Origin of the sequence: Cruoricaptor ignavus (assembly GCF_014961145.1) — a bacterium.
Classification (GTDB): domain Bacteria; phylum Bacteroidota; class Bacteroidia; order Flavobacteriales; family Weeksellaceae; genus Cruoricaptor; species Cruoricaptor ignavus.
Window position 1 is genome coordinate 1,974,768 of record NZ_CP063145.1, and the last position, 25,887, is coordinate 2,000,654.

A 25,887-nucleotide genomic window follows, 5' to 3' on the forward strand; every position below is an offset into this window, starting at 1 on the left:
CCAATATTAAAGCGTTAAAAAAAGAGAGGCTGTACCATAATACAGCCTCTCCTGATATTATTGATCTATTGTTGCCTGCGCAGAACAAGTACTTCCTCCTGAACCGCATCCAGTAGATCCGCCCGCAGTAGTAGTCTGGGTAGCACCGCAAGTACTTCCTCCTGATCCGCATCCTGTAGATGTTCCCGGAGCTGCAGCCTGTCCACCAATAATTTCCTGTAACTGCTTTTCATCCAGTAAAGCAATTGTTTCCTTGTCTAATGACAATGGATCTAGTTCTAATTTTTTCATAATAAAAAAGATTTAATGTTTTACCTACTCTGTTTTTTTTGGGGTCGGCTTTCCCTTTTTTTTAGCTTAATTTGAGATTTCAACTTCGGAAATACAAGTGCTTCCTCCTGATCCGCATCCTGTAGATCCGCCTCCAGTCCCACATCCGCTTCCTCCTGTACCGCATCCTGTAGATGTTCCCGGAGCAACAGCCTGTCCACCAATAATTTCCTGTAACTGCTTTTCATCCAGTAAAGCAATTGTTTCCTTGTCTAATGACAATGGGTCTAGTTCTAATTTTTTCATAATAAAAAAGATTTAACGTTTTTGCCTACTCTGTTTTGGAGGGTTTTCGGCTTTCCCCTTTTTTTAAACTTAATTCGAGGTTTCAACTTCGGAAATACAAGTGCTTCCTCCTGATCCGCATCCTGTAGATCCGCCTCCGGTTCCGCAAGTACTTGCTCCTGAACCACATCCTGTAGATGTTCCCGGAGCAACAGCCTGTCCGCCTACAATTTCCTGTAACTGCTTTTCATCTAGTAAAGCAATTGTTTCTTTGTCTAATGACAATGGGTCAAGTTCTAATTTTTTCATAATAAAAAGATTTAATGTTTTGCTTACTCTTTAAAGGTTTTTCAGCATCCCCCCCCTATATGATTTTCTGATAGAATGATTATTTTTAAAACAAACCGGCGAAATTAACTTACAATCTTCAATAATAATTGAAATTCAAATATTTACACTTTATTCATTAGGCAAATAGTCAAGTGGTTTTAGCAACCAGCGGATTTATGAAGAAATAACTTTCCACATGTTTTTAATTTTAGAATGATTTTATCCAAAGGCTTTACCTGTACCGGACCGTAAATTAATACTGATTTTTCTTACAATTCATCGGCTGCCTGTCAGGGGTAAGAGCTAAGGTTTGTGTTTGCTTTTTTCATGATAAAATATTTTGGTTGAGTTATATTTTCCTGGTGTTAATTGGCTCTATTCTTCTCGTCCAGCTGTATTTGTTTGGTATTGCCCTTTACATTCCTATTTCCAAAAGCATAGGTCATATTCAGAGTGAAACGTCTGGCATCGTAGTAATTATTATAAAACTGGGTGAATTCATTATAGAAGATTTTCCCCTTGCTTTGTGTTCCTCTGAAAATATCCTCTACCATAAGATTAAATTTCAGATTTTTGTCCATCAGTGAAAATCTTAAACCTGCTGAAAGGTTGGAGATATTCCCAATATAAGTATTCCCTTGCTTGTTAGGCAGATAGTGATAAAAATTTAATAAAAATAGTACCGCTTTTTTTTTATTAAGGGTGAAGGTATTATTGATCGTATAGTACATGGAGAACCCTTTCTGTGGAACCACTTCAGGAATAGATGATTCGGTTTCTGAATAAAAAGAAACTACGTTCATATTGTTTTCCCACCAGTTTGTTATGTTGGTATAAAGGTTGGAACTCAATCCGGCATCATACTGCGTCAGATAATTTTTATAGTTAACTTCTTTGATTCCTCCCATCACAGAAGTAATCCTTCCATAACCGTTGATCGTCTTCTGCCCGTATACCGTTACAGAATATTTATTTTTGTAGAGGTAAGTAAACTCAATATTATGATTGTAAGAAGGCTGAAGATAAGGATTCCCAGTATAGAAAGAATAAGGGTTGGAGTACCATCTGAAAGGATTCAGGGCCGTGAATCCCGGACGGTTGATCCTTTTTGAATAGTTCGCAGAAATGGTATTGTTATCATTCGGTTTATACTCGAAATAAGTGGAAGGAAAAAGCCTGCCATACTCATTTTTGTTTCTTTGACCTGCAGTTTCAGAATAGCCATCAATAGTGGAATATTCATATCGGAGTCCTGCTTTTGCAGACCATTTTTTACCCAGATATTTGGATATACTTACATACGCGGCAGCATTATTTTCACGGTATTCAAAAACGTTGCTTCTACTTTGATCCAAGATATAGTCAAAAGTATTATCAGCGGAGAAATACTTCACATTTGAATCGTTCATAAAGTGGGTAAACTTCAGTCCTGTCTCAACCGTTCCCCATTTAAAAGGAAGATAAAGATCCCCTTGCCCCGAAATAATCTGATAATCAAGGTTACTTACGTTTCTTATTCTTTGGATATTTGAATTGATGTTCGTAAGGGTCTGAAAATGCACATCTGCATCTGGACTATTTGAGTAATAATTTCCGGCAATAATTAATTTCTTGCCTAGAGAATCAATTTTATAATCATAATAAGCATTCAGTGAATGTATCAGTATAGGTTTCCTGTGGTCCGAAGTGGTGGTCAGCAAGGAATCCTGAATAGTATTCGTGTTATAGATGGATCTGTTGAAAATGTCCATATCCGAATGAGACTTCGAAATATCATAGATCACACCCGCATTAGACTTTGAGCCTAGCCTATAATCAAAACTAAAGTTCGCTCCGGTCCCTTTAAACTTGTCTTTTCTTGTATCAGCACTTAGAATAGAATTAGTCCCGATAATATCAATCAGCTCCACGGCTTTTGAAGGTCTGTCGTATTGTCTCAGCCTTAATGAAGTGGTGATTTTATTCGAATTATAATTTAAGGTCAAATTATTCGCGTTACCAACATAGGTTGTTTGAATATAGGACGTGCTTAAAATTCCGCTCCAGCCCAATTTGGTATTTTTCTTCATAACGATGTTCAAAATACCGCTGTTTCCTTGAGCTTCATACTTTGCAGGAGGTGTGGTGATGATTTCAATCTTAGCAACATCATCAGACCTCAGAGACCTTAGATAATTGATCAGATCTGTACCGCTGATGTTCAGTATTTTGTCATTAACCATTACGGCAACACCACTTTTTCCAACAATAGAAACAGAATTTTCACTTACAGACAACATCGGGGTTCCGGATAAAACTTGTGCTAGATCTGCTCCGCTTGAAAATATGGAATTTTCTACATTAAAAACCGTACGGTCAATCTTCTTTTCAATTAATTTCTTTTTCTTTTCAAGGGTAACTTCTTTGATCTGCTGTAATTCTTCAATGCGTATTTCATTCAGATGAAGATCGCCATCTGTCTTTATGTCTTTTGAATACAATACATCTTTGAATCTTTTAACCTGTAATATATAGGAGTCTTTAGGTGTATTGATGATAAATCCACCTTCAGCATCGGTAATCACACTTCTTATTTTAGCTGAATCCCTTTTCAGAAGCAGAACTTCAGCAAATTCCACAGGAGAATTTTCCTTATTCAGAATCCTGCCAGTAATTTTAATATCTTGCGATGATAATGATTGGCTAATTATTATTAAACTAACCAACAGAATATATTTCATGTTATTTTATATAAATATTGTAAATAAAAAATTAGTAATTTTTATACTTTTAAATTGTACTGTTTTTGGGGGAGCTTACAGCAGCCCAACCACTTTTGAGCCGATTACACTTTTATTGAAAATATTGGTTAAACCAGTTCCTAAACGATAAGCAAATTTTTCTTTTGCCTGAATACCGCCTTTTATATTTGTTACAGTGTTGCTGACAGGATCCAGTTGAAGCTCGGGAAGTGTAGTTAACAAATCTTTGGAGTATCTTGCTTTTTCCAATGCCTCTTTATCAAAAGTGTAATTTGCATGATCGGAAAATTGTTTCTTTCGCTGCGATTTAATTAAAACCTCCTGAATTTCCATTGTGGAAATGCTGTCTTTTCTTTCTTGAGCTTTTATTTTGGATAAACAGCACAAAGAAGATATGATGAGTAATATGGAAATGTTTCTATTCATTTAGTGTGAATTTTCTAATGATTTGAATAATTATATTTAACAAATCTAAATTTATTTTTTATAATAGTCACTAAATAGTGACAAAATATTATAATTTATACTAATTCTAAATAAATCTTTACTAGTTATGTATTCAATGCCTTTCTCATTAACAAACTTTTGAACAGCTTCTATATTTTGATTTTTTAACTCTTTATAAGTTGCAGCTAAAGATTCTTTGTTTGGAAAATACAATCTCCCATTTTTTGTTGTGGCATCTTGAATTAAGGAGTTCGTTTCTTGAATCTCATTTGTTGAGAGCATTTATTGTCTACAGGAAATTGCAGTCGCAAATATGCTTAATAATCCAATTGCAAGCGTCTTCGTTGTTTTCATTGTTTGTTCAAATTTTATTAATTTTTTGATTACGTTTTATTAATTGACGGATTAGTTTCCGTTCTTGTTAATTTCGGTAAAACTATACTATTTTTTTATAAAAGTCACTAAAAAGTGACAAATTATGATAATTTATATTAATTCTAAATAAGTCACTTAAAAGAGATTTACTATATTTGTTCAAAACGATATAATATGGATATAGATTTTAGAAAAGCAACATTTAAAGATTTTGAGAACATTCCTGGAGCTGATATGTCCCAGCGTGCAGAAGTATTCTATGATTTTTTAAATTTTATGAAATCAAATGGGCATATGAATTACAGACTGAAAAATTTTAGTGGATGTAATTCAATAATGAATGTGGAAATTGAGAAAAAGAATGATAATTATGTGAGTTTTGTCTCCAATGATTATTTAGGTTTTACGCAGCATCCAAAAGTAAAAAAAGCAGCAATTGAAGGTATTGAAAAATATGGCACAGGCGCAGGAGCATCGCCACTGATCGGTGGTCACTTTGCTTATCATGAGGATTTAGAAAAGAAAATTGCTGGATTCTTTGGCCGCAAGCAAGATGAAGCAGTGGTGTTCACTACTGGATATACCGCGAATAGCGCTACACTTCAAATCCTTCTTCAAAAAGAGGATATTGCAATTGTAGATATGGCGGTGCACACAAGCGTGTATGAAGGATGTATTTTGACAAATACAAAATCGTTTCCTCACAATAATCTGGAGGCGCTTGAACATATTTTGAAGACCTCAAAAGATAAATATAGAACAAAGCTAGTAATAGTAGATGGTGTGTACTCCCAAGATGGTGATGTTGCTCCGCTAAAGGAAATATTTGACTTAGTTAAAAAATATGACGCTTATCTTATGGTGGATGATGCTCATGGCATTGGTGTTTTAGGTAAGACAGGGAGGGGTTCGATGGAAGATGCCGCGGTTCTGAATAAAGTTGACATAATCACTGGAACCTTTAGTAAGACTTTTGCCAATGTTGGAGGTTATGTCATTACATCGCCAAAATTGGCCGCTTTCATAAGGTTTCAATCGCGACAGCAGATTTTTTCTGCAACGGCTCCGCCATCTTCCATGGGCATCATTAAAGCCATAGAGCTTATTGACGAGGAGCCACAATGGAGAGCTAAAATTTGGGAAAATATCAATTATTTTAAAAGTGGTTTGGAAAGTTTAGGGCTAAATACTGGTACAACTTCGTCAGCAATAGTACCGGTCAAAATTGGTGATCCACATGTGACTGGGGATGTGGGTAAAATGCTTATTGAGAGGGGGATTTATACTAATCCGATTCTATATCCGGCCGTTGCGAGAAAAGATGCCCGAATAAGAATGGCTGTAATGGCAACTCATACAAAATCCCAGCTCGATAAGACGCTTAATGCCTTTGAGGATATAAATAAAAAATTGCAAATTGCACCAAAATCGTTCAAATGATTCGTAAAAAAGTTCAGGGTCCCATTAGAGACAAAGAAAAGACGAAACTTAGAATGCTAAATGCCGTTGGAAAAATTTTGAAATCTAAAGGATATCAAGGATTACAAGTAACCAAAATTGCTACGGCGGCCGGCGTAGACAAAAAATTAATCTATGATTATTATGGCAGTGTTGATAAGTTAATTAACGAATATTTGAAACAAAGGGATTATTGGAACTCTGTTTCCGAATTGGTAGAGACTACAGATATTAATGATGGAGGGAAGGTTTTAGCAAAAGTTTTACTTAGCGGCCAATTTGATGAATTAAAAAAAAATAAGGAGCTTCAGAAGATAATTCTTTGGGAATTGTCCGAGTCAAAATCTGCATTAAGGAAATTAGCTGATGAACGGGAGGCTGCCGGAGAAGAGATGTTTGCCAGCATTACAGACAGGTATTTTGGCTCAGAAGCAAAAAAGTTTAGAGCTTTAATGGCGATACTTGTTTCATCCAGTTATTATCTCAATTTGCATACAGATTTTAATGGAAGTGCTTTTTGCGGGCTAGATTTAAAAGATGATGAAGATCGGAATGTCGTCAAAGGCGTGATTTCCGAAATGATAGATATGTTTTTTAAAGAGTATTCAGAATAAACAATTAATGGGAATGACCTCACCAAGTCATCATGTTAAACATAACGATTTTTTTTGGTTTATTTATCACTTTTAAGTGATATGTTTTTTATATTTGGGACGGGAGATATTTTAAAAATTAAATCACTAAAGTTAGAGCAAACACCAGCTCGCTTTAAAGCAAAACGCCATAACTATGAAAAACAAATTTATTATCCTGCCATTCTTCGCTATGTGCGGTTTCTATTTTGGCCAAAGTACTATAGTATTCAGATACGATGAGGCGGGCAATCAAATTTTCCGAGGTGTTGATATTCGCAGACTTGCTGAGGAGCAGCAGGGCGATTATTTGACGACATGGAGGTCGTCGTCGGCCGAACAAACTGATGAAAGCAAGTTCTGGTCGATGGTCAAGGTATATCCCGTTCCGGTAAAAGATGAGCTAACGATAGGCTGGTCGGATGAGGCCGATGAAATGATTGACCATGTGACCCTTTACCAGCACAATACTGTGGCAAATGTTTTCACGACAAAAAACCTTCCCAACTTGAACCGCAAGGTACAGGTAAACATGAACGGAATGTATATGGGGGTGTATATCCTTAGCTTTCAGCTTAAGGACGGACGTAAGATGAGCAGAAATATTATTAAACTGTAAACAAGTTCCCATGAAGCAATTATATTTTTTCCTACTCTTTATGGTAGCAGGAATACTTCCTGCACAGAATTTCCACGACACCCAAGGGAATATAGAAGTCAATGGCGGTGGCCAGCTACAATATACTCTGCCGATAGCCTTGCCACCAGGCGTAAAGTCTGTAGCACCTCAAATCAACCTCGTTTACACAAGCGGAGCCGGGAACGGCATTGCCGGCTATGGCTGGAATCTTTCAGGCATCACCAGTATTACCCGTATGAGCAGGACTATTGAAAAAGACGGTGCTGTAAAGGGAATCCAGCTTGATGACACAGATTATTTCAGCTTCAACGGGCAGCGACTGCTTTTGAAATCCGGCACCTATGGATCTAGCGGTGCGGAATATGTGACTGAAAAATTCTCGAATGTAAAGATCAGATCAATAGGAAATGTGTCTGGACACGGCTGGACAGGGCCGGAATACTGGGAGGTAACCTTCGAGGACGGCAGCCAGGCGTGGTACGGAAATACCTGGGAATCTCGCACGCCGGTAGAATATAACATCAGCAAATGGAAGGACGCCCAGGGAAACTACATAAGCTATAACTATTTCCAGTCCAACAATGTGGCGGCTATAAACAGCATATCTTGGGGCGGAAATGAAAACCTCGGCAAAAGCCACTTCAACCAGATTAATTTTTATTACTCCACCCGCGAACTTACCGAGACGTCCTATGTAAACGGCGTAAAGTTCCTACAGGATAAGGTATTGAACTCCATCCAGGTTAAAACTAACGGCAACCAGTTCAAAAGATACCAGATAACCCACACATCCAGCGATGGGTATCCTAAAATCTCGCTTATAACGGAATATAATTCGCAGGATGAGGCTGCCAATCCGGCAGTCTTCAATTATCAGGGTAATCCATCGAACAGTCCGCTTACAAGTATTGAAACAAGCGTGAGCAATGCCAACACAAGGAAGTATGGCGACTTTGACTATGACGGCGTGACGGATTTTATCGAGATGAACAACCGCGGGGCACTGTCTTTCAAGAAGTCGGTCTATGTCGAATCAGAGGCGGTAAACATAAGCTACAATACTTCTGAGTTTACTTTAGCCAACTTTCGCGACGCCGCAATTATCAGCTATAAGAACAATAACGTCGTTGGAGAGAATGCGGGCATTGTCATACCCATAAGAAAAAACCGGGCAGACGGCTCAAATGCTTACGACTACGAGTTTAGAATTTATGCGGTGAACCTACAGAGCCGCACTCTTGATTTCAAATACTCGAAAACCTTATTGTATGAAAACTACAAGGCTTACGGTGAAGGCGAGTCAGTCGACCCGTCAAATTGCTACAGCAATCCTTCCAGCTTGCTGAGGGTGGCATCCTATGATTATGATGGGGACGGTATATCGGAGGTACTCTTAGATTTCACATATGAATTGACTTGTTATAGTGAGGGGCCAATTGATCCGTATAGTGCCAACAAGAAGGCGTCCAAAATTACAGTCGCCAATGCCGAACCAAAAACCGATCTTGAACAGGACACCATCCTAATCCCGCAGTCAAATTTAAGAAAGGACAATACGCAGGTGCCATCCGTAGATAAGGATCAGGCCAGCGATACAACACTGCAAAAAATTATGCCTCCGGATGTGGGCTTTGAGTACCAGAGCTACACCGAAAACTCAACCGTATTTTTCGACTTAAAGCACGAGGTTCCCTATGAACAAAGCTTTTTTAAATTTAATTACAGTTCCTCATCCGACCAGGTTTTCGAGAGTGCCGATTTTAATGGCGACGGCATCGATGAACTGTATAAAGACCGCGGTAATAGCCTTCAGGATTTTTACAACATCAAGCGAGATGCGAATGGACACTATTCACTAGTATCGGTAATGCCTTATACCTCCCTGTCGGGGCTTGGCTCGAAAAAGATATTGGGCGACTTCAATGGTGACGGCAAGGTGGATATGGCCGTTCCGCAGGCGGACAAGTCTTCAAACTGGAAATTTTATATGTCCACAGGGAAAGGCTTCGATGTTCATGATTACTACAATTTCATTTATTTTTCCGCTAACCAAGAAATAACTAATCAGGGCAGGCATAATACATTCTTTGAGTCTGGATGTAATTATGCTACAATTACAAACTATCAATATCAGGCTACCGATTTAGATCAGGATGGCAAGAGCGAGATTGTTGTTAACAAACTTGTTATTAAAAATCATGCTTGGAACGCACATAATGACTGGGAGAATACATCGGTTACCCTATCTGTCTATTCTACCAGTAAGCCTGGCAGCATATCTTCTATCGGCAGCACGACGCTCCCTTTTAACTTTGGCAACACTCTAAATCATTCTCAATATTACAACCAAAAGGTAATTCCATTCCAGCCCTTATTTATCAATAAGACCAACCGTCAAATTATTTTAATTGGAGCTCCCGACGATTGCCCGTTGAGCAATTGTTCGCGCCTTCATGTCATCTATCTGGACTACAAGCATATCCCGACAAGTTCGAGAATCAGCTCCATCACCCAAGGAAAATTGACAACAGATGTCCAGTATGCCGAATTGTTGCCGGGCTACCAGTACAAGGCGGATAGCCCAATGCAATACCCTTATATGGCATTAAACCGGGTTAACAAAAGCTATGTGGTCAGCAGTCTTGTGCAGGAATCACGCAGGCAGGACTTTAGATATAAAGGTCTCGTGTCCCATCTTCACGGCCGGGGCATGGTAGGCTTCCGCCAGACGGCAAGATCGTCCTGGTACAGTTACAACTATCCTTTTTATCAGACAATTATTTGGAGCGGTGCCGAGATGGATCCGTTACAGGAGGGTGTTCCAGTTAAGGAATGGAGTATCAAGACCGCAGACGAGAACCTAATTTTCCCTTCTGACATATCGGTTAACAACTCGCAACTGCTCTCTTTCAAATCAACCCAATACCGGAACGACGCACTGCCATACGGTGTGAAGGCACTTCTGCCTGTTACAACTACGACTAAGGACTTCCAGCGTGATATTACGACGACTAGTACGATAATTAGCTATAACGAATACTACCTGCCTACGCAGACGGTGAGCAGCATCAACAACGGCTTTGCCACTACCACGACCAATCTGGAATATCTGCACAATCCGGGAGGAACCGGCAAAGACTACTATATCGGACGTCCGAAGTCCAAGACAGAGACCGTACAGGTATATGGCGACAGCAAAGGTGCCAAGGAGGATTACGAATACGAGAATAACCTGCTAAAAAGCAAGACCAGTTGGAACCAGAATAACTCCGGCTGGATAAGGGAGACCTATTCTTATGACGGCTTCGGGAACACGACCTCGAAAACCATCAGCAACAGTGCAGATGGAAACACTCAGAGCGAGAGCGCGCAATATGAGGCTACTGGACGTTTTGTAGTGAAGAAGACCGACAACCTCGGCCTGCAGACATCTATATGTTATAACGATTGGGGGCAGGTACTGGAGCAGACCGATCCGCTTGGCAATAAGCTGACCAATACCTACGATGGCTGGGGTAAAATGCTGACTTCCAAGACTAACCTTGGTGGCACTACCACATATACGTATGAAAAGTTTTATAACGGCGATGCACGCATTACGGAATATAGTCCTGACGGTGATGAAAAAGCGACCTATACCAATAAAATAGGCCAGATTTATAAGACCAGGGTGAAGTCCGTGAACAGCGGTCGCTATGTTGCGAAAGATACCCAATATGACGAATTGGGAAGAAAGACCGCCGAAAGTGAGCCTTACTATGAGGGCGAGGGTGCTTCCAAATGGAATACCATCCAGTATGACGAATACTCACGCCCCATAAAGGCTACATCGTTTACAGGGAAAGTAGTAGAAAGTTCCTATAATGGTAGGACGGTTACGGTAACCGAGACCAACGCCAACAACCGCTTCAAAAAGCAGACTGCCGACGCCCTAGGAAATATCATCAGCTCCGAGGACAAGGGTGGTGTCATCAACTTCAAATTCAATGCGGCGGGTCAGGTTACGGAAGCCAAGTACGGCTCCAATATCGTCACTACCAAGTATGACGAATGGGGAAGGAAGTCGGAATTTTACGATCCCTCCAACGGGCTTTATAAATACCAGTATAATGCCTTTGGACAGGTGGTAAAGGAAACCAGCCCGAAAGGAAATAAAGAATACAGCTACAACAGCCTCGGTCAGCTGATTTCTCAAAGAGAGATCACAACTGATGGCACGCAGAACACGGATAAGACCATTACCTATGCCTATAACGACAAGGGACTTATTATCTCTAAGAATGGTTCATCTAAAGGCAAGGCATTCGGCAGCAGTATTAACTACGATAACTACGGACGGATTCTATCTAGAACGGAGTCAGGAAATGGTAGGTCCTTCTGGCAGAGTGGCATTACTTACGACGATAAATCCAGAGTTACTTCCTATGAAAAAGGTCTTTATTCCAACGGTGTTACCACTAAGGTAACCATAGAGAATGTATATGATAGCTGGAGCGGCGAACTTTTCCAGCTGAAAGATAAGAATACCGGCAAGGTACTGTGGGAATTGCAGGAGGCCAACGCCAAGGGGCAGGTAACACGGGCAAAACTAGGCGCTACAGACATACTGAACATCTACGATCAGAACGGCTTCCTGATGAACATCAGCCACACGACGCCAAATAAGACTATCCTCCAAGTTAATTATAGTTTCAATGCTATTAAAAATGAGCTTAACAGCCGCAACACGGGAGGCGATTTAAATATCAGCGAGTCCTTCAACTACGATGACAACAACAGGCTCGTTTCCTGGACGAACCCGAGGACGGGCGGCATGTCCTCCAACGGCTATGATGCCGAGGGAAGGATAAAGGAGAACGACATGCTGGGAAGCGTGAAGTTCGAGAACAACCAGTTCGTCTACAGGCCAACCTCCGTCGTATTGAATGCTGCGGGGCAGCAGAAACTTGCGAACGACCTTGTGCAGAACATTCTCTATAACGAGAACAACGACCCGGTATTTATTGACGGTGTAAAGGGCGATGTAAGGTTTGAATACGGCCTTACCGAGATGCGCCAAATGGCGACCTACGGCGGAAACTTTGCCGCAGATGGCGAGGGCAAATTTACCAAATATTACAGTGAAGATGGCAGCTATGAAATCATTAGAAACAACCAAACAGGACAAGAAAAACACTTGATTTACATTGGTGGTTCGCCCTATGAAAGTAATATTGTATATTTGAAAAACTTCCAAGAAGCGCAGGCGAAGTTTGTGTTTTTACACAAAGATTATCTGGGAAGTATTTTAGCCATTAGCGACGAGGCTGGAAATAAAATTGAGCAAAGGCATTTTGACGCTTGGGGCAACCTTACACACCTGCAGGTGAACGGCGGAGCCATCATGACGGACGAGAACCAGATACGGGATTTCCTATCCAACGGCGGATTGCTTCTTGACAGAGGTTACACCTCCCACGAGCATTTTGCCGAGGTAGGGCTTATCCACATGAACGGAAGATTGTATGATCCTCTATTGAGAAGATTCTTAAATGCCGATGAGAACATACAGGATATGTTCAACACCCAGAACTACAACAAGTATGGGTATGTGATGAACAACCCATTGATGTTAAGCGATCCGAGTGGGGAGTTTTTTGTCTTCCTTGGGTTAGGCGTTTTATTTTGGAAGGCTGTAATCATTGGAGCCGCAATTGGTCTGGCAAGTTATACGGTCGGTCTTGCAGTAACCGGAAATATTAAGCAATGGAACATTGGCGGTGCTTTAAAATCTATGTTTTGGGGTGCAGTTTCTGGCGCGGTTACTTTTGGAATTGGCAGTATCTTTAGCGTCGTCAAAGACGGGGTGCAAGTCGCTACTTCGTTCGCAAAAGCTCTTGGGGAGGTTGGAACAGCGTTTGTGCAGGCAGGTGCTCATGCGGTTGCTCAAGGAGCTTTGTCATTGATGCAGGGAGGTTCATTCACCCAAGCCTTTTGGTCCGGTGCGTTAGGAAGTTTAGGAGCAAGTGCATTTGGAGCGGCTGTGGGCAAAGAGTTTGCTAATAAAGCGCTTGGTCAGATTGCATTTGGGGCTGTTTCTGGTGGAATTGGTGCTGAGCTAACAGGCGGGAACTTCTGGCAAGGTGCAGTAATTGGAGGTATTGTTGCAGGATTGAACCATGCGATGCATAAGATGAATTCGCCTTTTGATAATGATGAAGGAGAAGACCCACCAGGAAAGGGAAAGAAAACAACAGCAAATAAAATAAAGTATGGGGCGAAAGTTGGTAAAGAGATAGGAGCTTCTGCTGAATTTATTGATGCAATGGATAAGAGCTTAAAAGGAAATAGTAAGATTTTAGGAAAATTCGGAAAAGTAGGCGGGTATTTATCTGCAGGTGGACAAATAATATATGATGGAGTGGAATATATCAATGGAGAAATCAGCGGTTACCGTTTTAGTTTTCGATTAGGAGCTACAGTTACTTCTTATGTTGCGGGAATGGAAGTAGGTGCAGCTATAGGAGGTACAGCGGGTGGACCTGCAGGTTTTGTGGTAGGAACTACTATAGGAGTTGGAGCTGGTGTTACAGAAAGTGCTTGGGATACTTGGTGGCCACAATTTAAGCATAGTTATAATAATTTTATTAATACTGCTATAAGTAATTGGATGCGTTATAGATAATATATGGATTTGAAAATATCATTAAAAAGCCAACTCTATGCATTAAGAGAACTGATTATAATAAGCATCGTTTATTTTGGGCTTATGTATTTTTTGTATTTAAACGCAGAATTTGATTTGTTTAAAATATTGTTCCTATCAACATTTGTTTTTTATTTTATTGCTATTTTCTTACCGGTGGCAATATTGCATATGAATTATCTAAATAATACATATAGGCATATTAAAGTCGAGCAAAATAAATTGACTATAAATGATATTGTTTATGAAGTAAATGACATAGATAAGATAAAGATTTATGCAACAGGACAACACTTCAGCGATTCTGTCGGGGTCTCTGCATCGGCATATAATGATTATTACTATTATGTTGAAATCTGCTTAAAAGACGGGAAAAAATTAAATTTGTCTTCTCTGATAGATTATAAGATAGATAAAATAATTAGAGAGAATTTTAAGACTATTGAAATAATTGAACACCCATCTCCTTTTCCAATGTTACTGATTAAATGGTAATGTTCCAAAAGTGTTGGTTTCCGATAACCACTGAGATTTAAGGGATGAAATGTGAAATAAACTTAGCAAACCTGTGCAGGCAAATGCCTGCAAAAGCGTAGAAGTTCTTTTTGGTTTTTTAGAGGTTACACCTCCCACGAGCATTTTGCCGAGGTAGGGCTTATCCACATGAACGGCAGGCTCTACGACCCACTATTGCGCAGGTTCCTGAACGCCGACGAGAACATCCAGGATATGTTCAACACCCAGAACTACAACAAGTATGGATATGTGTTGAATAATCCGTTGATGTTCAACGATCCAAGCGGGGAATTTATTCCATTGCTTGCAGCCGCAATAGGATGGATAGTATCCAATGCTGCTGCGATTGCAACTGCTGCTGCAATTGGCGCTGCTGTTGGGTTGGCGGCCTATACGGTCGGAGTTTTGGTGACGGGTGGCAAGTGGTCGTTTGTAGCTGCTTTAAAAGCCACATTTTGGGGTGGGATTTCTGGCGCGGTCACCTTTGGGATTGGAAGTATTTTTTCTACTGCTGCTCAAACATTTGGAAACGCTCTATTGCAGGCTGCCGCACATGGTGTTGCGCAAGGGACGCTTTCATTGATGCAGGGTGTGAGTTTCAAGCAGGCATTTATAGCAGGTGCATTAGGTAGTTTGGGTGCAAGTGCCTGGGGTTATGCGCTTAATAAGGTCGGGTTGTCACAATTTGCTTCAAGTTCGGTAGGTACGATTGCTTTCGGGGCGCTATCAGGAGGTGTAGGGTCTGCACTAAGTGGTGGCAATTTTTGGCAGGTGCCTTGATTGGAGGGGTTGTTGCTGGTTTGAATCATGTAGCGCATGCAATTAGCGAGCCGCGTGTAGATAAAGATACTCGTCGTACGTTTAGAAAGTTAGTTAAAAATGATGATTATCAGGGTGCGTTCGATTTAGTCAATTCAAAGTATAATTTAGATGCGGGTATTGAAGGGAAATATACACTTACTTTTTCAGATGATTACAGCTACTCAGGATTGACTGGCGGTGAGGCTTACGGAATGCAAGAGGTAACTATTGCAAAACATGTATTTAGGGGGCCTGTTGCAACATTTGCGAGGGTGGTTCATCATGAATTTGTTCATGTTTACCAAAGAGCTATTTTAGGAATGACAGGGAACCTAAGTATATATCAAGTAAGAGAGTTTTTAGGTTACCATGACTCTTTATTTAATAAAAATTTACCTAAGGCTTCCTTTAGTTCCATGGAGGGGTATTGGAATAAAGCTCGCGAATTTTATAATTATATGACAGCCCACCCTGCGCTAATCAGGGCTTATCAATCACGATATAATGATTTTGCAAACTCAAGTTTTTTTAAATAATATGTATAAATTTATTCTAATACTGGTTGTGAGTTTTTTTTCTGCGCAACAAAAATGTAATCTATCTTTTGCAAATAATACTTTGTCAAAGGATGGTACGGTAACTCTTATAATTAAAAATCAAACTAAAAGAAAATTAAAAGTTCCTATCCAATATAAAAGTGAATGGGCTAGACCAACTGATGTTCAGATTTATAATGAAGAAAAAAAGTCGTATGAATATACTGGCTATAGTTTTGACGGAGCATCATGTTTGGATACTAAAAAATGTTTAGGAAAAACGTTTTGTCTGAAAAATAATAAAATCAAAGAATACAAAGTCAAAGTTATTCCTGGAAGGATTTCGCAGGTTTTTAAAGAAAACAAAAAATATAGATTTAAATTAGCCTTTGATACATATTTATTCAGTAATTGTGAAGAGTATTTAACTGATTGGTTTTACTATGATTTGAATTAGTAAGTATAGTGTTATTGTTCTGTCGGCGTATTCTAATAGAGATTCATTGCTTGACATATACTATACTTTCCACGAGCATTTTGCGGAAGTAGGCCTCGTACAAATGAACGGAAGATTGTATGATCCATTGCTGAGAAGGTTTTTAAATGCCGACGAGAACATACAGGTTATGTTCAACACCCAGAACTACAACAAGTATGGGTATGTACTGAATAATCCGCTGATGTTTAGTGATCCGAGTGGGGAATTCTTTATATTTGGTTTTCTTGCCGGAATGGCCTCTAAATTTTTAGCTGGTCTTATAACGGCCGCTATAATTGGAGCAGGTGCTGGTCTTGTTACGTATACTTTATCAGTAGCATTAACTGGACAAAAATGGCAACTTGGAGGAGCTTTGAAATCTATGTTTTTTGGAGCCGTCGGTGGAGCTGCAAGTTTTGGTATAGGTAGTATATTTACAAATGCTGCAGGAACAGCAACTCAAATAGCCGATGCTTTAGGGAAGTTTGGTACAGCTGTAGTGCAAGGTGGTTGCCACGCTATCTCACAAGGTGTATTAGGTTTGATGCAGGGGCAAAACTTTTTAAGTTCTGCTGTTGCGGGCTTTGCGGGAAGTTTAGGTGCAAGTGGCTGGAGTAGCATAATGGGAACAAGTGGCGGTGCAATGATTGCTTTTGGAGCATTAGGTGGTGGCATAGGTGCAGAACTATCTGGTGGTAATTTTTGGCAAGGAGCTTTGATTGGTGGGGTAGTTGCAGGATTGAACCACGCGATGCATAAAATGAGTGGATTTGATAATGGAGAAGATCCTCGAAAACCATTAAGAAGTAAAAGATTAATTAGCAAAAGTCAAAATCATTCCTTATCGAAAGGAAGTAGAGGCGGACAATCTGTTATTACTCGCGAAAATCCTACAAATCAGGTTGGAAATGGTAAAGGAATGTTTGCGCCAACAGGCTCACAAAGTATGACGACTTCTGATTTAACCTATTATGATGACGGGACTGTTGATGTTAATATGACAACACAAGTTGCAAAAATGAATACTACGGGCTCTTATATAGCTAATTATGACATTGTTGGCCCCAATGGTAATATAATTGATGCCGGTTTTTTGGTTAATAAAGGATTTGGAATTAATGCAAGGATGGATTATAGAGTGTACACTACACAAGGTAGTGCAGCAGTTTTATCCACTGCTAAATTTACAGTGCCTCTAAATTCTGTAATAAGAGTAAATGTAGGTCTTACCTACAAAATTCCTGCAGGTGCAACAGGAGCTATAACAACTACCCATATAATTAGAGTAAGGTAATGATTAACTATAAAATATCTATATTATGTATTTTTTTCTTTTTCTTAGTTGTAAAAAGAACGAAGAAAAGTGTTATGAAAAATTTCAAGATTTATATTTGAAAAGATATTCTCTTTGGATGACTTTTGACAGGACTGGGATCAATTCTAATAGTAATTTTTCAAGCGAAGATTATAAAAAATTAAAAAAACAATTAAATGACAGTCTCCAAATTACTATAGATTGTGCTTTAGAAAATGATAAAAAAAATGAACTTTTTTATTTGTATAAAATGAAACAACTTTATTTGGCAGATAAATTGTATGAAGTGAAACCTTTTCTGAAAACAGTTGATATATAATGTACCCCTAAACTCAGACCACGAGTTAAGTTTAAAAAAAAGAATTAATTTTAACTCGTAAAAAGATGAAAAAACAAAGACGAAAATTTACTCCAAGCTTCAAGGCACAGGTTGCCCTCGAAGCACTGAAAGAAAGGCAAACGTTGGCAGAATTAGCCTCCCGGTTCGAAGTCCATCCCCAGCAAATCCAAAACTGGAAGAAGGAATTTTTAAGCAAGTCCGAGCAGGTTTTTGCTTTAGAAAAGAAAAAAGAACACTCCGCCGGGAAGGAGGAAAAGCTCTATCAGAAAATCGGACAGCTGCAGATAGAAATCGATTTTCTAAAAAAAAACTTAGGGATGCTCGAGGAATAAAGGAAAGACAGGAAATGATAGACAGGAAGCACCGGCTGAGCATCCGCAAACAGTGCGATTTACTATGCATCAACAGGAGTAATTTGTATTATAGTCCGCAAAGAGAACGCGATGCGAATTTAATCTTGATGACGGAAATCGATAAAATCCACCTGAAATATCCCAGTTTTGGCATCCGAAGGATCACCCGGGAACTCAGGGAAATAGGCTTTATCGTGAACCGGAAGAGGGTTCGCCGTCTGATGCAGGTGATGGGCATCGCCACCATTTACCCTAAAAGAAATTTGAGTAAATTGGGCAAGACAAGCTATATTCGCCCGTATCTTTTGAGGGGTTTAAAAATAGAAAGACCCAACCAGGTTTGGCAGATAGACATCAGCTACATCCCGATGAAAAGGGGCTTTATGTACCTTACGGCGATTATCGATGTGTACAGCCGGTATATTGTGGGCTGGCAGCTTTCCAACACTTTGGAGATGGAAACCCAGACTTCGGCGATGAATGAGGCGATAAAGAAATATGGCAAGCCTGAAATCGTTAACTCCGACCAAGGGAGCCAGTATACTTCGAATCATTGGATAGAAAGCATGGAAACTCACGGCGTAAAAATCAGTATGGATGGCAAAGGCAGGGCTACGGACAATATTTATATTGAACGCTTTTTCAGGACGATAAAGTACGATTATATCTACTTAAACCCTGTGGAATCGGGCTGGGAACTGTACGAAGGAATTAGGGATTTTATTAGCGGATACCATCGAAGAAGCCATCAGGGTATCAACCTTCAGAAACCAAAAGATTTGTTTATTTTTGAACCAACCAACAAACTTAAATCTGCTTAACCGTGGTTGAAATTTGGGGGACAGTACAATAGAGATATAGTAAAGGATGACATTTATTTTCAATTATCTTTATTTAACTTGCTTTGTCAAGAACTATATTTGAAACAACAACCAACACAGGAATATATAAAACTTTTAAATTCGTATTCCCCCACCTTGAATCCGATTTATAAAGATAGAGCAATACAAGAGTTTTTAAACTATCTTATTAATAATAATACTGAAGAATTTAAAACTAAATTAAAAGCGAAATATCCATCTTCAAATTCAATTTTATTTGAGAATGATCGAGAAAGAATTATTAAGGATATAATGATGAGAGGAGATATGCTAATTTTTGACTAAATTCCAAACATGTGGTAATGTTCCAGATGTGTTGGTTTCCCGTAACCATCAAGCTTTAAGAGATGAAATGTGAAATAAACATAGCAAACCTGTGCAGGCATTTGCCTGCAAAAGCGTAGAAGTTCTTTTAGGTTTTTAAAATGCGGCTCGCCATACGAAAGCAACATTATCTTCGTTAAGAATTATACAGAGAGCAGCGGTTCTTACAAATTTTTGCATAAGGACTACCTGGGCAGTATGCTCAAACTTTTGGAAACGCTATATTGCAGGCTGCCGCACATGGTGTTGCGCAAGGGACACTTTCATTGATGCAGGGCGCGAGTTTCAAGCAGGCATTTATAGCAGGTGCATTAGGTAGTTTGGGTGCAAGTGCTTGGGGGTACGCCCTTAACAAGGTTGGCTTGTCGCAATTTGCTTCAAGTGCAGTAGGGACAGTTGCATTTGGAGCGTTATCTGGTGGAATTGGAGCAGAACTAAGTGGTGGAAACTTCTGGCAAGGAGCGGTAATTGGAGGTATTGTTGCAGGATTGAACCACGCGATGCATTTGGGAGATAGTCCTAATGACAACGGATATGATGAAAATGGGAAGAAAGTTAGCAATAAAGGCGGTGATAGAACTGATTATCTTTATGACAAAAACGGAAATGAAATAGCTTCTACAAGTGTAAAAGTTACTTTTTCACAAGGTGGAGAAGTCAGTTCATCATTTGAAGGTTATGGGTTTAGATATTATACGCAGGGAACAGGTGGAGCATTGTATGATCCAAGTTTTGATATAATGTCAAGCTTTGTTGGGGGTGTTGTTACTGGAAAAGCTCTGGGATTTGGAGTCGGATATTTAAATAAGGTAACAGGAGGTTTAAAACAATGGGTCAGAACAGGTTCTTCATATAGTATAAAGGGAGGTTTTAAGACTTATAGCACAAGATGGGGAGCTGGTGGAAATCACTGGAAAAAAATTGGAAATTCCACATTGCAGAATTGGAATAGGTCATTTAGACAAACTAAATTACCTGGAAATAGTTGGAGAGTTCAAGATCCTGGGCATTTTCATTGGTGGAAGAAATAAATATATATATATGGAAAAGTATCTAAAATTTAGTTTACCTCTTGAACTTGAGAAAAAGAGTAATTTTTCTAAAAAAATAATTAGCAAAATCCTTAAAACAATTTTACCTGTTAGTAATCCTGATTTTGAAGACAAGATAGATGATGTTAAACATTGGTTGGTAGAATTTGATGAAGAAAATACTCCCATAAGAGAAATAGGACTAGATGAGAATGATAAAGTTATTTTAAAAATGCCATATAAAAAAAACTATGGCTTCTGGACGGATAATGAACTGTTATATGAAGATTTTATTAATAAATTTTCAGCAGTTAAAATTGATAGTATAATGTTTAATTCAAAATGGAACGCTTTAAACTGGTAATATTCCAGACGTGTTGGTTTCCCATAATCATCAGGGTTTAGGAGACAAGAGATATAATAATAATCAATAACCTGTGCAGGCAAATGCCTGCAAAAGCGTAGAAGTTCTTTTAGGTTTAAAAGCATTAAGAAAGCTCCTTCGAGGTGACAAGGCTATAGGTCAGATTGCTTTTGGAGCATTAAGTGGTGGCATAGGTGCAGAACTATCTGGTGGTAATTTTTGGCAAGGAGCCGTAATTGGAGGTATTGTTGCAGGATTGAACCATGCGGCGCATAGAATTGGGAATGGAGAGGATCCTCCGGGAAAGAAATATAAGTTTCCAAGAACAAAAGTTAGTTTCAAAGTTGACCAAGGTGCAGCACTTTTTATAGAAGAGGATAACAAAAGATTTTTTGACGTAGACATTTATACTGTCAAAGGAACAATTACTTTAGACGAAGGCGTTTTAACCATAAGTGCAGTAGGAGCGACAACTACAACGCAAGTAAGCCCATACTTTTTTGGAACAGCGACCGTAACGGGAAGCAGCGCTTATGGCTTGTCTCCTTTTAGTGTATCGCTTCCACTTTATAGGGATTATGGATATACTGCTCTGCAATCAGGATATCAACAGATAGGGTCGACAACTTTTACCCTTCCTAAAGGAACTACTCACGTAAATGTAAGTATTAAAGCAGGTTATATTTTTAATTTTCCGGGAAAAGGGGTTGGAACTCCTTTTCCACCAACTACGAGTTACAACTACCATTTTGGCAATGGCTCAAGCATCAATCAATACCCTTTATTTAGATAGATTATGATATACAAGGACTTGCTTAAAGTAAGCATATATTTTGTTGCAATAAAACTTTTTATAGACTTTGGTTCGCAACTACCCGAGAGAATTTATAATTCATTCTATTTAAAGACGGGTAGCTTAAGCGTAGATGTTTTACTGTATACTTTGATAAATCTTTTTTTATCATATTACTGCTCGCCAAAGGTGGATTTTTCGTGGATATTCTTTTTAAAGAAAAAAAGAGTTGTTAAAAGAAAGCTTTAAATCATCAAATGCTGTCCTCAAAATTGCCTTAATAGTTTGTTCATACTATGTTATTTTAAATAGTTTATTCTCCTTGATAATGATTTTGCCTAATTTTCAATTTAACTCTTATACATTAGGAGTTTTAATGAACATCATTATTTCATTCCTAATATTGTTTTTCTCGGAGAAAATTTCCGTGAAATATAGAATTTAAGAGAAATATGAAAAAGCGAATTAAAGACAATGAGTTGAAAGAAAAAAATCAGATTTTTTTGAAGTGTTTGAAGAATGGCACGACAGAAAATATAGTGATGAATACCGATATAGAAATAAACTTCCTTTCTATTTTAACCAAAAAAACTATTTAAAAATAGGTTTTTTATCTTTGGTTATTCCACTGCTATGCCTGATTATATCAATTATTATAGATTTGGGAATAGGGTTTTATATATTTTTTTGCTAACCTGTTTCCCAGGAATGAGACTGATTATAAAATATTATAATTCAAAACAATAATGACGCCTTTGCTTTGTGAGGCGTTTTTATTTTGTAATGTTCCAGATGTGTTGGTTTCCCGTAACCATCAAGCTTTAAGAGATGAAATGTGAAATAAACATAGCAAACCTGTGCAGGCAAATCCCTGCACAGGTTATTTTTAATACATAAAACAGCAATTTATGGAGATAAAGATTTACTCATGTTCCAAATGTGTTGGTGCAAATGTCCAGTTTATAAAGTATGGCAAAACTTCCTCGGGAAAGCAAAGGTACCAATGTACTAACTGCAAAGCGACAAGTGTTTTAAAATTTACTTATAATGCTTACAAACAGGAAGTTAATAAAAATATCATCCAGTTTACAAAAGAAGGGCTGGGCATCCGTTCTACCGCAAGGTTCTTAAAAATTTCTCCCACAACATTACTTAGCAGAATTATTAAAATTTCTGAGAAAATCTCTCCACCGGCATTAGCGTTTGCTAAAATGTATAAGCTGGATGAAATGCGTTTCTTCATAAAAAAGAAAGCGCGCCCCTTTTGGCTCTGCTACGCCATCAATCGTGAAAACAAACAGGTTGCGGACTTTTACATTGGAAGAAGAACCAACCCGGACATTAAAAGCAGTGGTGAAAACTTTAGAAAATGCCAAAGCCACAAAAATATTCACCGATAAACTAAAACACTATTCAATATCTCATTCCCAAAGAACAACACTCCACAAAAAGATTTGCCACCAATCATATAGAAAGAAAAAATCTAAGCATTCGAACTCACTTAAAACGCTTTCAAAGAAAAACAATTGGTTTTAGTTATAATGTACCCCTAAACTCAGACCACGAGTTAAGTTTAAAAAAAAGAATTAATTTTAACTCGTAAAAAGATGAAAAAACAAAGACGAAAATTTACTCCAAGCTTCAAGGCACAGGTTGCCCTCGAAGCACTGAAAGAAAGGCAAACGTTGGCAGAATTAGCCTCCCGGTTCGAAGTCCATCCCCAGCAAATCCAAAACTGGAAGAAGGAATTTTTAAGCAAGTCCGAGCAGGTTTTTGCTTTAGAAAAGAAAAAAGAACACTCCGCCGGGAAAGAGGAAAAGCTCTATCAGAAAATCGGGCAGCTGCAGATAGAAATCGATTTTCTAAAAAAAAACTTAGGGATGCTCGAGGAATAAAGGAAAGACAGGAAATGATAGACAGGAAGCACCGGCTGAGCATCCGCAAACAGTGCGATTTACTATGCATCAACAGGAGTAATTTGTATTATAGTCCGCAAAGAGAACGCGATGCAAATTTAATATTGATGACGGAAATCGATAAAATCCACCTGAAATATCCCAGTTTTGGCATCCGAAGGATCACCCGGGAACTCAAGGAAATGGGCTTTAGCGTGAACCGGAAGAGGGTTCGCCGCCTGATGCAGGTGATGGGCATCGCCACCATTTACCCTAAAAGAAATTTGAGTAAATTGGGCAAGACAAGCTATATTCGACCGTATCTTTTGAGGGGTTTAAAAATAGAAAGACCCAACCAGGTTTGGCAGATAGACATCAGCTACATCCCGATGAAAAGGGGCTTTATGTACCTTACGGCGATTATCGATGTGTATAGCCGCTATATTGTGGGCTGGCAACTTTCCAACACTTTGGAGATGGAAACCCAGACTTCGGCGATGAATGAGGCGATAAAGAAATATGGCAAGCCTGAAATCGTTAACTCCGACCAAGGGAGCCAGTATACTTCATCAAACTGGCTAGATTGCATGGAAGGACATGGCATAAAAATCAGCATGGACGGAAAAGGTAGAGCTACGGACAATATTTATATTGAACGCTTTTTTAGAACGATAAAATATGATTACATTTACTTGTATGCAATAGAATCAGCATGGGAATTGAGAGATGGTATTAGAGATTTTATTGATGAATATAACCAAAGAAGACACCAAGGAATTAATCATCAAAAACCAAAAGATTTGTTTATTTTTGAACCAACCAACAAACTTAAATCTGCTTAACCGTGGTCGAAATTTGGGGGACAGGATAAGTAAAAGCATTAAATTAACGGTGGCAGTTTTGAAAATTTACTTTTGGATATAATTTTTTAATCCAGTGTAAGAACCGCTTTTTCAAACTGTACCCTGTGTAAAAAAAACTATAGGTTTTTCTCCGCCTGCATATAAAAGATACAGGCCGGATTTGGAAGCTGAGTAAAATGAACTCCACATATTTGTTTAAAACGGAACACGGCTAAAATACTGCCCTTTCTTAAAAGAAATAGGTTTGTTCAAAAGCACTAACAGAGTTCTTAACCTGCGCAATAGGGATACAGGCTTATTTCAAAGATGAGTAAAAAAGGTACAGGTAAATCAAAACCTGTCATTGAGATACAGCCACTTCCAAAAGGTGAGTAAATAGAATACAACTTCATCGCTACCCTTCGTATAAATGCCCATTCAAGAAAATTTCATCGTTGTTTCTTTCTCTTTTTAAAGCAAAAATCACATAAAACAGATGCTTAATGTAAACTTTAAGTTCTTCTAAATCTCAGAAAATGAGTTTGGCAAGATGTGTCTTTGTACCCACAAACTTTTTCAAGTTTTGGGACAAAGACGCTCTTGCCTTTTCTGCGAAAAGGGATAAAAACTTCGGAACTCAGTTTTTGGTTTTGCTGGAAAATTTAGGTTTAAGATTCCAAACTCATCCAAACTAATAGTTTTTAAGCCAACAGGCATTCCAAACTCATCCAAAACATTCTTTTTTAAGCCAACGCCGATGAACACTATTGTTTTGGTGGAATTTCTACTACAATTTTGTGGCAGAAATTTTAATCAAAAAACGGATGAAAACATTTTTAAGCCTTGCTTTAATTTACTTCGGAATTGGAATGAATGCCCAGGTAGGTATTAATACATCATCTCCACAGACTACATTAGAAGTCGTAGGAAAGCCCGACAATATTAAACACTTTGATGGTTTTTTACCACCCAGAATTACAGGAGACCAGCTTGCAAAAAAAGTCTACACCAATTCTCACAAAGGTACCATTGTATATGTAACCAAGCCGGCGAGTAATTTAACCGGCCAGGTAATCCATATTGTTAAAGAAGGCTACTATTACTTTAACGGAAAATATTGGACAATGATGCTGGAGGAACCCAGATATTACGATACATTAATTGTTTTAGATGAAACACTCCCAGCAAATACCATCTCCGAATACTATGCCCAGGATTATGATTTGCCATTTCCGACAAATCCGCGCCAGCATATATATTCCGTAAAAGTATAAAAGCTTGGAACCTCGGGATTAGGTATTACGGGGCAGATAGATGCAAGGCGTGTTGGCACGACCGGCTATCTAGATGTCAGCATAACCTGTAAGATTCCTTTTTCTGGAAATTATGTTTCATTAAACCTTGCTAAACCGTTAAGAGAATTGGGCTTTATGTCAGACGGCAGTGTAGGATCTATTAATAACATTCTGGTAACGGGAACCTCGAAACTTGACGGGCGTTCCAAAGAATTGGGTACTTTGTCATTGACCAATGTAGATTTTAACCTGCTATTATG

General features: G+C 38.7%; 21 protein-coding genes and 5 pseudogenes. 20 read left to right on the forward strand and 6 right to left on the reverse strand.

The features are described from left to right. Positions 1–57 precede the first annotated feature (57 nt). From IMZ16_RS09570 to IMZ16_RS09595, 6 genes and pseudogenes are all read right to left on the reverse strand, one after another. Positions 58–291 (reverse strand): class I lanthipeptide, encoded by a 234-nt coding sequence (locus IMZ16_RS09570; protein WP_193439852.1) that lies wholly within the window; start codon positions 289–291, stop codon positions 58–60. A gap of 66 nt (positions 292–357) precedes the next feature. Next, positions 358–576: a class I lanthipeptide gene (locus IMZ16_RS09575; RefSeq protein WP_193439853.1), complete on the reverse strand. Its 219-nt coding sequence runs from the start codon at positions 574–576 to the stop codon at positions 358–360. A 69-nt stretch (positions 577–645) separates the two neighbouring features. Then, the gene (locus IMZ16_RS09580) at positions 646–864 is read right to left on the reverse strand and encodes a class I lanthipeptide (RefSeq protein WP_193439854.1); all 219 of its coding nucleotides are present in this window, start codon (positions 862–864) and stop codon (positions 646–648) included. Positions 865–1,250: 386 nt separating this feature from the next. Continuing rightward, the gene (locus IMZ16_RS09585; RefSeq protein ID WP_193439855.1) at positions 1,251–3,605 is read right to left on the reverse strand and encodes an outer membrane beta-barrel family protein; all 2,355 of its coding nucleotides are present in this window, start codon (positions 3,603–3,605) and stop codon (positions 1,251–1,253) included. Positions 3,606–3,779: 174 nt separating this feature from the next. Continuing rightward, positions 3,780–4,052, reverse strand: a pseudogene (locus IMZ16_RS10400) (TonB-dependent receptor); the annotation flags it as partial. Positions 4,053–4,103: 51 nt separating this feature from the next. Continuing rightward, positions 4,104–4,355 carry a hypothetical protein gene (locus tag IMZ16_RS09595; RefSeq protein ID WP_193439857.1) on the reverse strand — a complete coding sequence of 84 codons (252 nt, stop codon included), beginning with the start codon at positions 4,353–4,355 and terminating at the stop codon, positions 4,104–4,106. 267 nt (positions 4,356–4,622) lie between these two features. Here IMZ16_RS09595 and IMZ16_RS09600 point away from each other — a divergent pair, with 267 nt between their 5' ends. From IMZ16_RS09600 to IMZ16_RS09690, 20 genes and pseudogenes are all read left to right on the forward strand, one after another. Next, on the forward strand, positions 4,623–5,888 hold the full coding sequence (locus IMZ16_RS09600; RefSeq protein WP_193439858.1) for an aminotransferase class I/II-fold pyridoxal phosphate-dependent enzyme: 1,266 nt from the start codon (positions 4,623–4,625) through the stop codon (positions 5,886–5,888). Continuing rightward, the gene (locus IMZ16_RS09605; protein WP_193439584.1) at positions 5,885–6,520 is read left to right on the forward strand and encodes a TetR/AcrR family transcriptional regulator; all 636 of its coding nucleotides are present in this window, start codon (positions 5,885–5,887) and stop codon (positions 6,518–6,520) included. Before IMZ16_RS09600 ends, IMZ16_RS09605 begins: the two co-directional genes overlap by 4 nt. A 385-nt stretch (positions 6,521–6,905) precedes the next feature. Then, positions 6,906–7,157, forward strand: coding sequence for a T9SS type A sorting domain-containing protein (locus IMZ16_RS09610; RefSeq protein ID WP_193439859.1), 252 nt, complete (start codon positions 6,906–6,908; stop codon positions 7,155–7,157). A 40-nt stretch (positions 7,158–7,197) separates the two neighbouring features. Further along, positions 7,198–13,842: an RHS repeat-associated core domain-containing protein gene (locus IMZ16_RS09615; protein ID WP_227411513.1), complete on the forward strand. Its 6,645-nt coding sequence runs from the start codon at positions 7,198–7,200 to the stop codon at positions 13,840–13,842. A 3-nt stretch (positions 13,843–13,845) separates the two neighbouring features. Next, a complete protein-coding gene (locus IMZ16_RS09620) occupies positions 13,846–14,358 on the forward strand; it encodes a hypothetical protein (RefSeq protein ID WP_073181036.1) in 513 nt (170 codons plus the stop codon). A 120-nt stretch (positions 14,359–14,478) separates the two neighbouring features. Beyond that, positions 14,479–14,674 (forward strand): annotated as a pseudogene (locus IMZ16_RS10545) (RHS repeat domain-containing protein); the annotation flags it as partial. 469 nt (positions 14,675–15,143) lie between these two features. Beyond that, positions 15,144–15,716, forward strand: a complete 573-nt coding sequence (locus tag IMZ16_RS10410) for a hypothetical protein (RefSeq protein ID WP_227411514.1) — start codon at positions 15,144–15,146, stop codon at positions 15,714–15,716. Positions 15,717–15,798: 82 nt separating this feature from the next. Next, positions 15,799–16,173, forward strand: a complete 375-nt coding sequence (locus IMZ16_RS09630; protein ID WP_193439861.1) for a hypothetical protein — start codon at positions 15,799–15,801, stop codon at positions 16,171–16,173. 46 nt (positions 16,174–16,219) lie between these two features. Next, entirely contained in the window at positions 16,220–17,488 is a 1,269-nt protein-coding gene (locus IMZ16_RS09635) for an RHS repeat-associated core domain-containing protein (protein WP_227411515.1), read from the forward strand. A 97-nt stretch (positions 17,489–17,585) separates the two neighbouring features. Further along, a complete protein-coding gene (locus IMZ16_RS09640; RefSeq protein WP_193439862.1) occupies positions 17,586–17,828 on the forward strand; it encodes a hypothetical protein in 243 nt (80 codons plus the stop codon). Positions 17,829–17,893: 65 nt separating this feature from the next. Further along, positions 17,894–18,082: pseudogene (locus IMZ16_RS09645) on the forward strand (transposase); the annotation flags it as partial. Next, the gene (locus tag IMZ16_RS09650) at positions 18,034–19,023 is read left to right on the forward strand and encodes an IS3 family transposase (RefSeq protein ID WP_227411592.1); all 990 of its coding nucleotides are present in this window, start codon (positions 18,034–18,036) and stop codon (positions 19,021–19,023) included. The pseudogene IMZ16_RS09645 and the gene IMZ16_RS09650, both read left to right, overlap by 49 nt. Before the next feature lie 6 nt (positions 19,024–19,029). Then, positions 19,030–19,368, forward strand: coding sequence for a hypothetical protein (locus IMZ16_RS09655; RefSeq protein WP_193439189.1), 339 nt, complete (start codon positions 19,030–19,032; stop codon positions 19,366–19,368). 263 nt (positions 19,369–19,631) lie between these two features. Beyond that, a complete protein-coding gene (locus IMZ16_RS09660; protein WP_193439864.1) occupies positions 19,632–20,438 on the forward strand; it encodes a threonine/serine exporter family protein in 807 nt (268 codons plus the stop codon). A gap of 10 nt (positions 20,439–20,448) precedes the next feature. Further along, positions 20,449–20,802, forward strand: a complete 354-nt coding sequence (locus tag IMZ16_RS09665; RefSeq protein WP_193439865.1) for a hypothetical protein — start codon at positions 20,449–20,451, stop codon at positions 20,800–20,802. 73 nt (positions 20,803–20,875) lie between these two features. Continuing rightward, positions 20,876–21,595 carry a hypothetical protein gene (locus tag IMZ16_RS09670; RefSeq protein WP_193439866.1) on the forward strand — a complete coding sequence of 240 codons (720 nt, stop codon included), beginning with the start codon at positions 20,876–20,878 and terminating at the stop codon, positions 21,593–21,595. A gap of 908 nt (positions 21,596–22,503) precedes the next feature. Next, positions 22,504–23,198, forward strand: a pseudogene (locus IMZ16_RS09675) (IS1 family transposase). Between the two features lie 4 nt (positions 23,199–23,202). After that, positions 23,203–23,391, forward strand: a pseudogene (locus IMZ16_RS09680) (transposase); the annotation flags it as partial. Then, positions 23,343–24,332, forward strand: a complete 990-nt coding sequence (locus IMZ16_RS09685; RefSeq protein ID WP_227411574.1) for an IS3 family transposase — start codon at positions 23,343–23,345, stop codon at positions 24,330–24,332. The pseudogene IMZ16_RS09680 and the gene IMZ16_RS09685, both read left to right, overlap by 49 nt. 824 nt (positions 24,333–25,156) lie before the next feature. Next, positions 25,157–25,606 (forward strand): hypothetical protein, encoded by a 450-nt coding sequence (locus IMZ16_RS09690; protein ID WP_193439867.1) that lies wholly within the window; start codon positions 25,157–25,159, stop codon positions 25,604–25,606. Positions 25,607–25,887 lie beyond the last annotated feature (281 nt).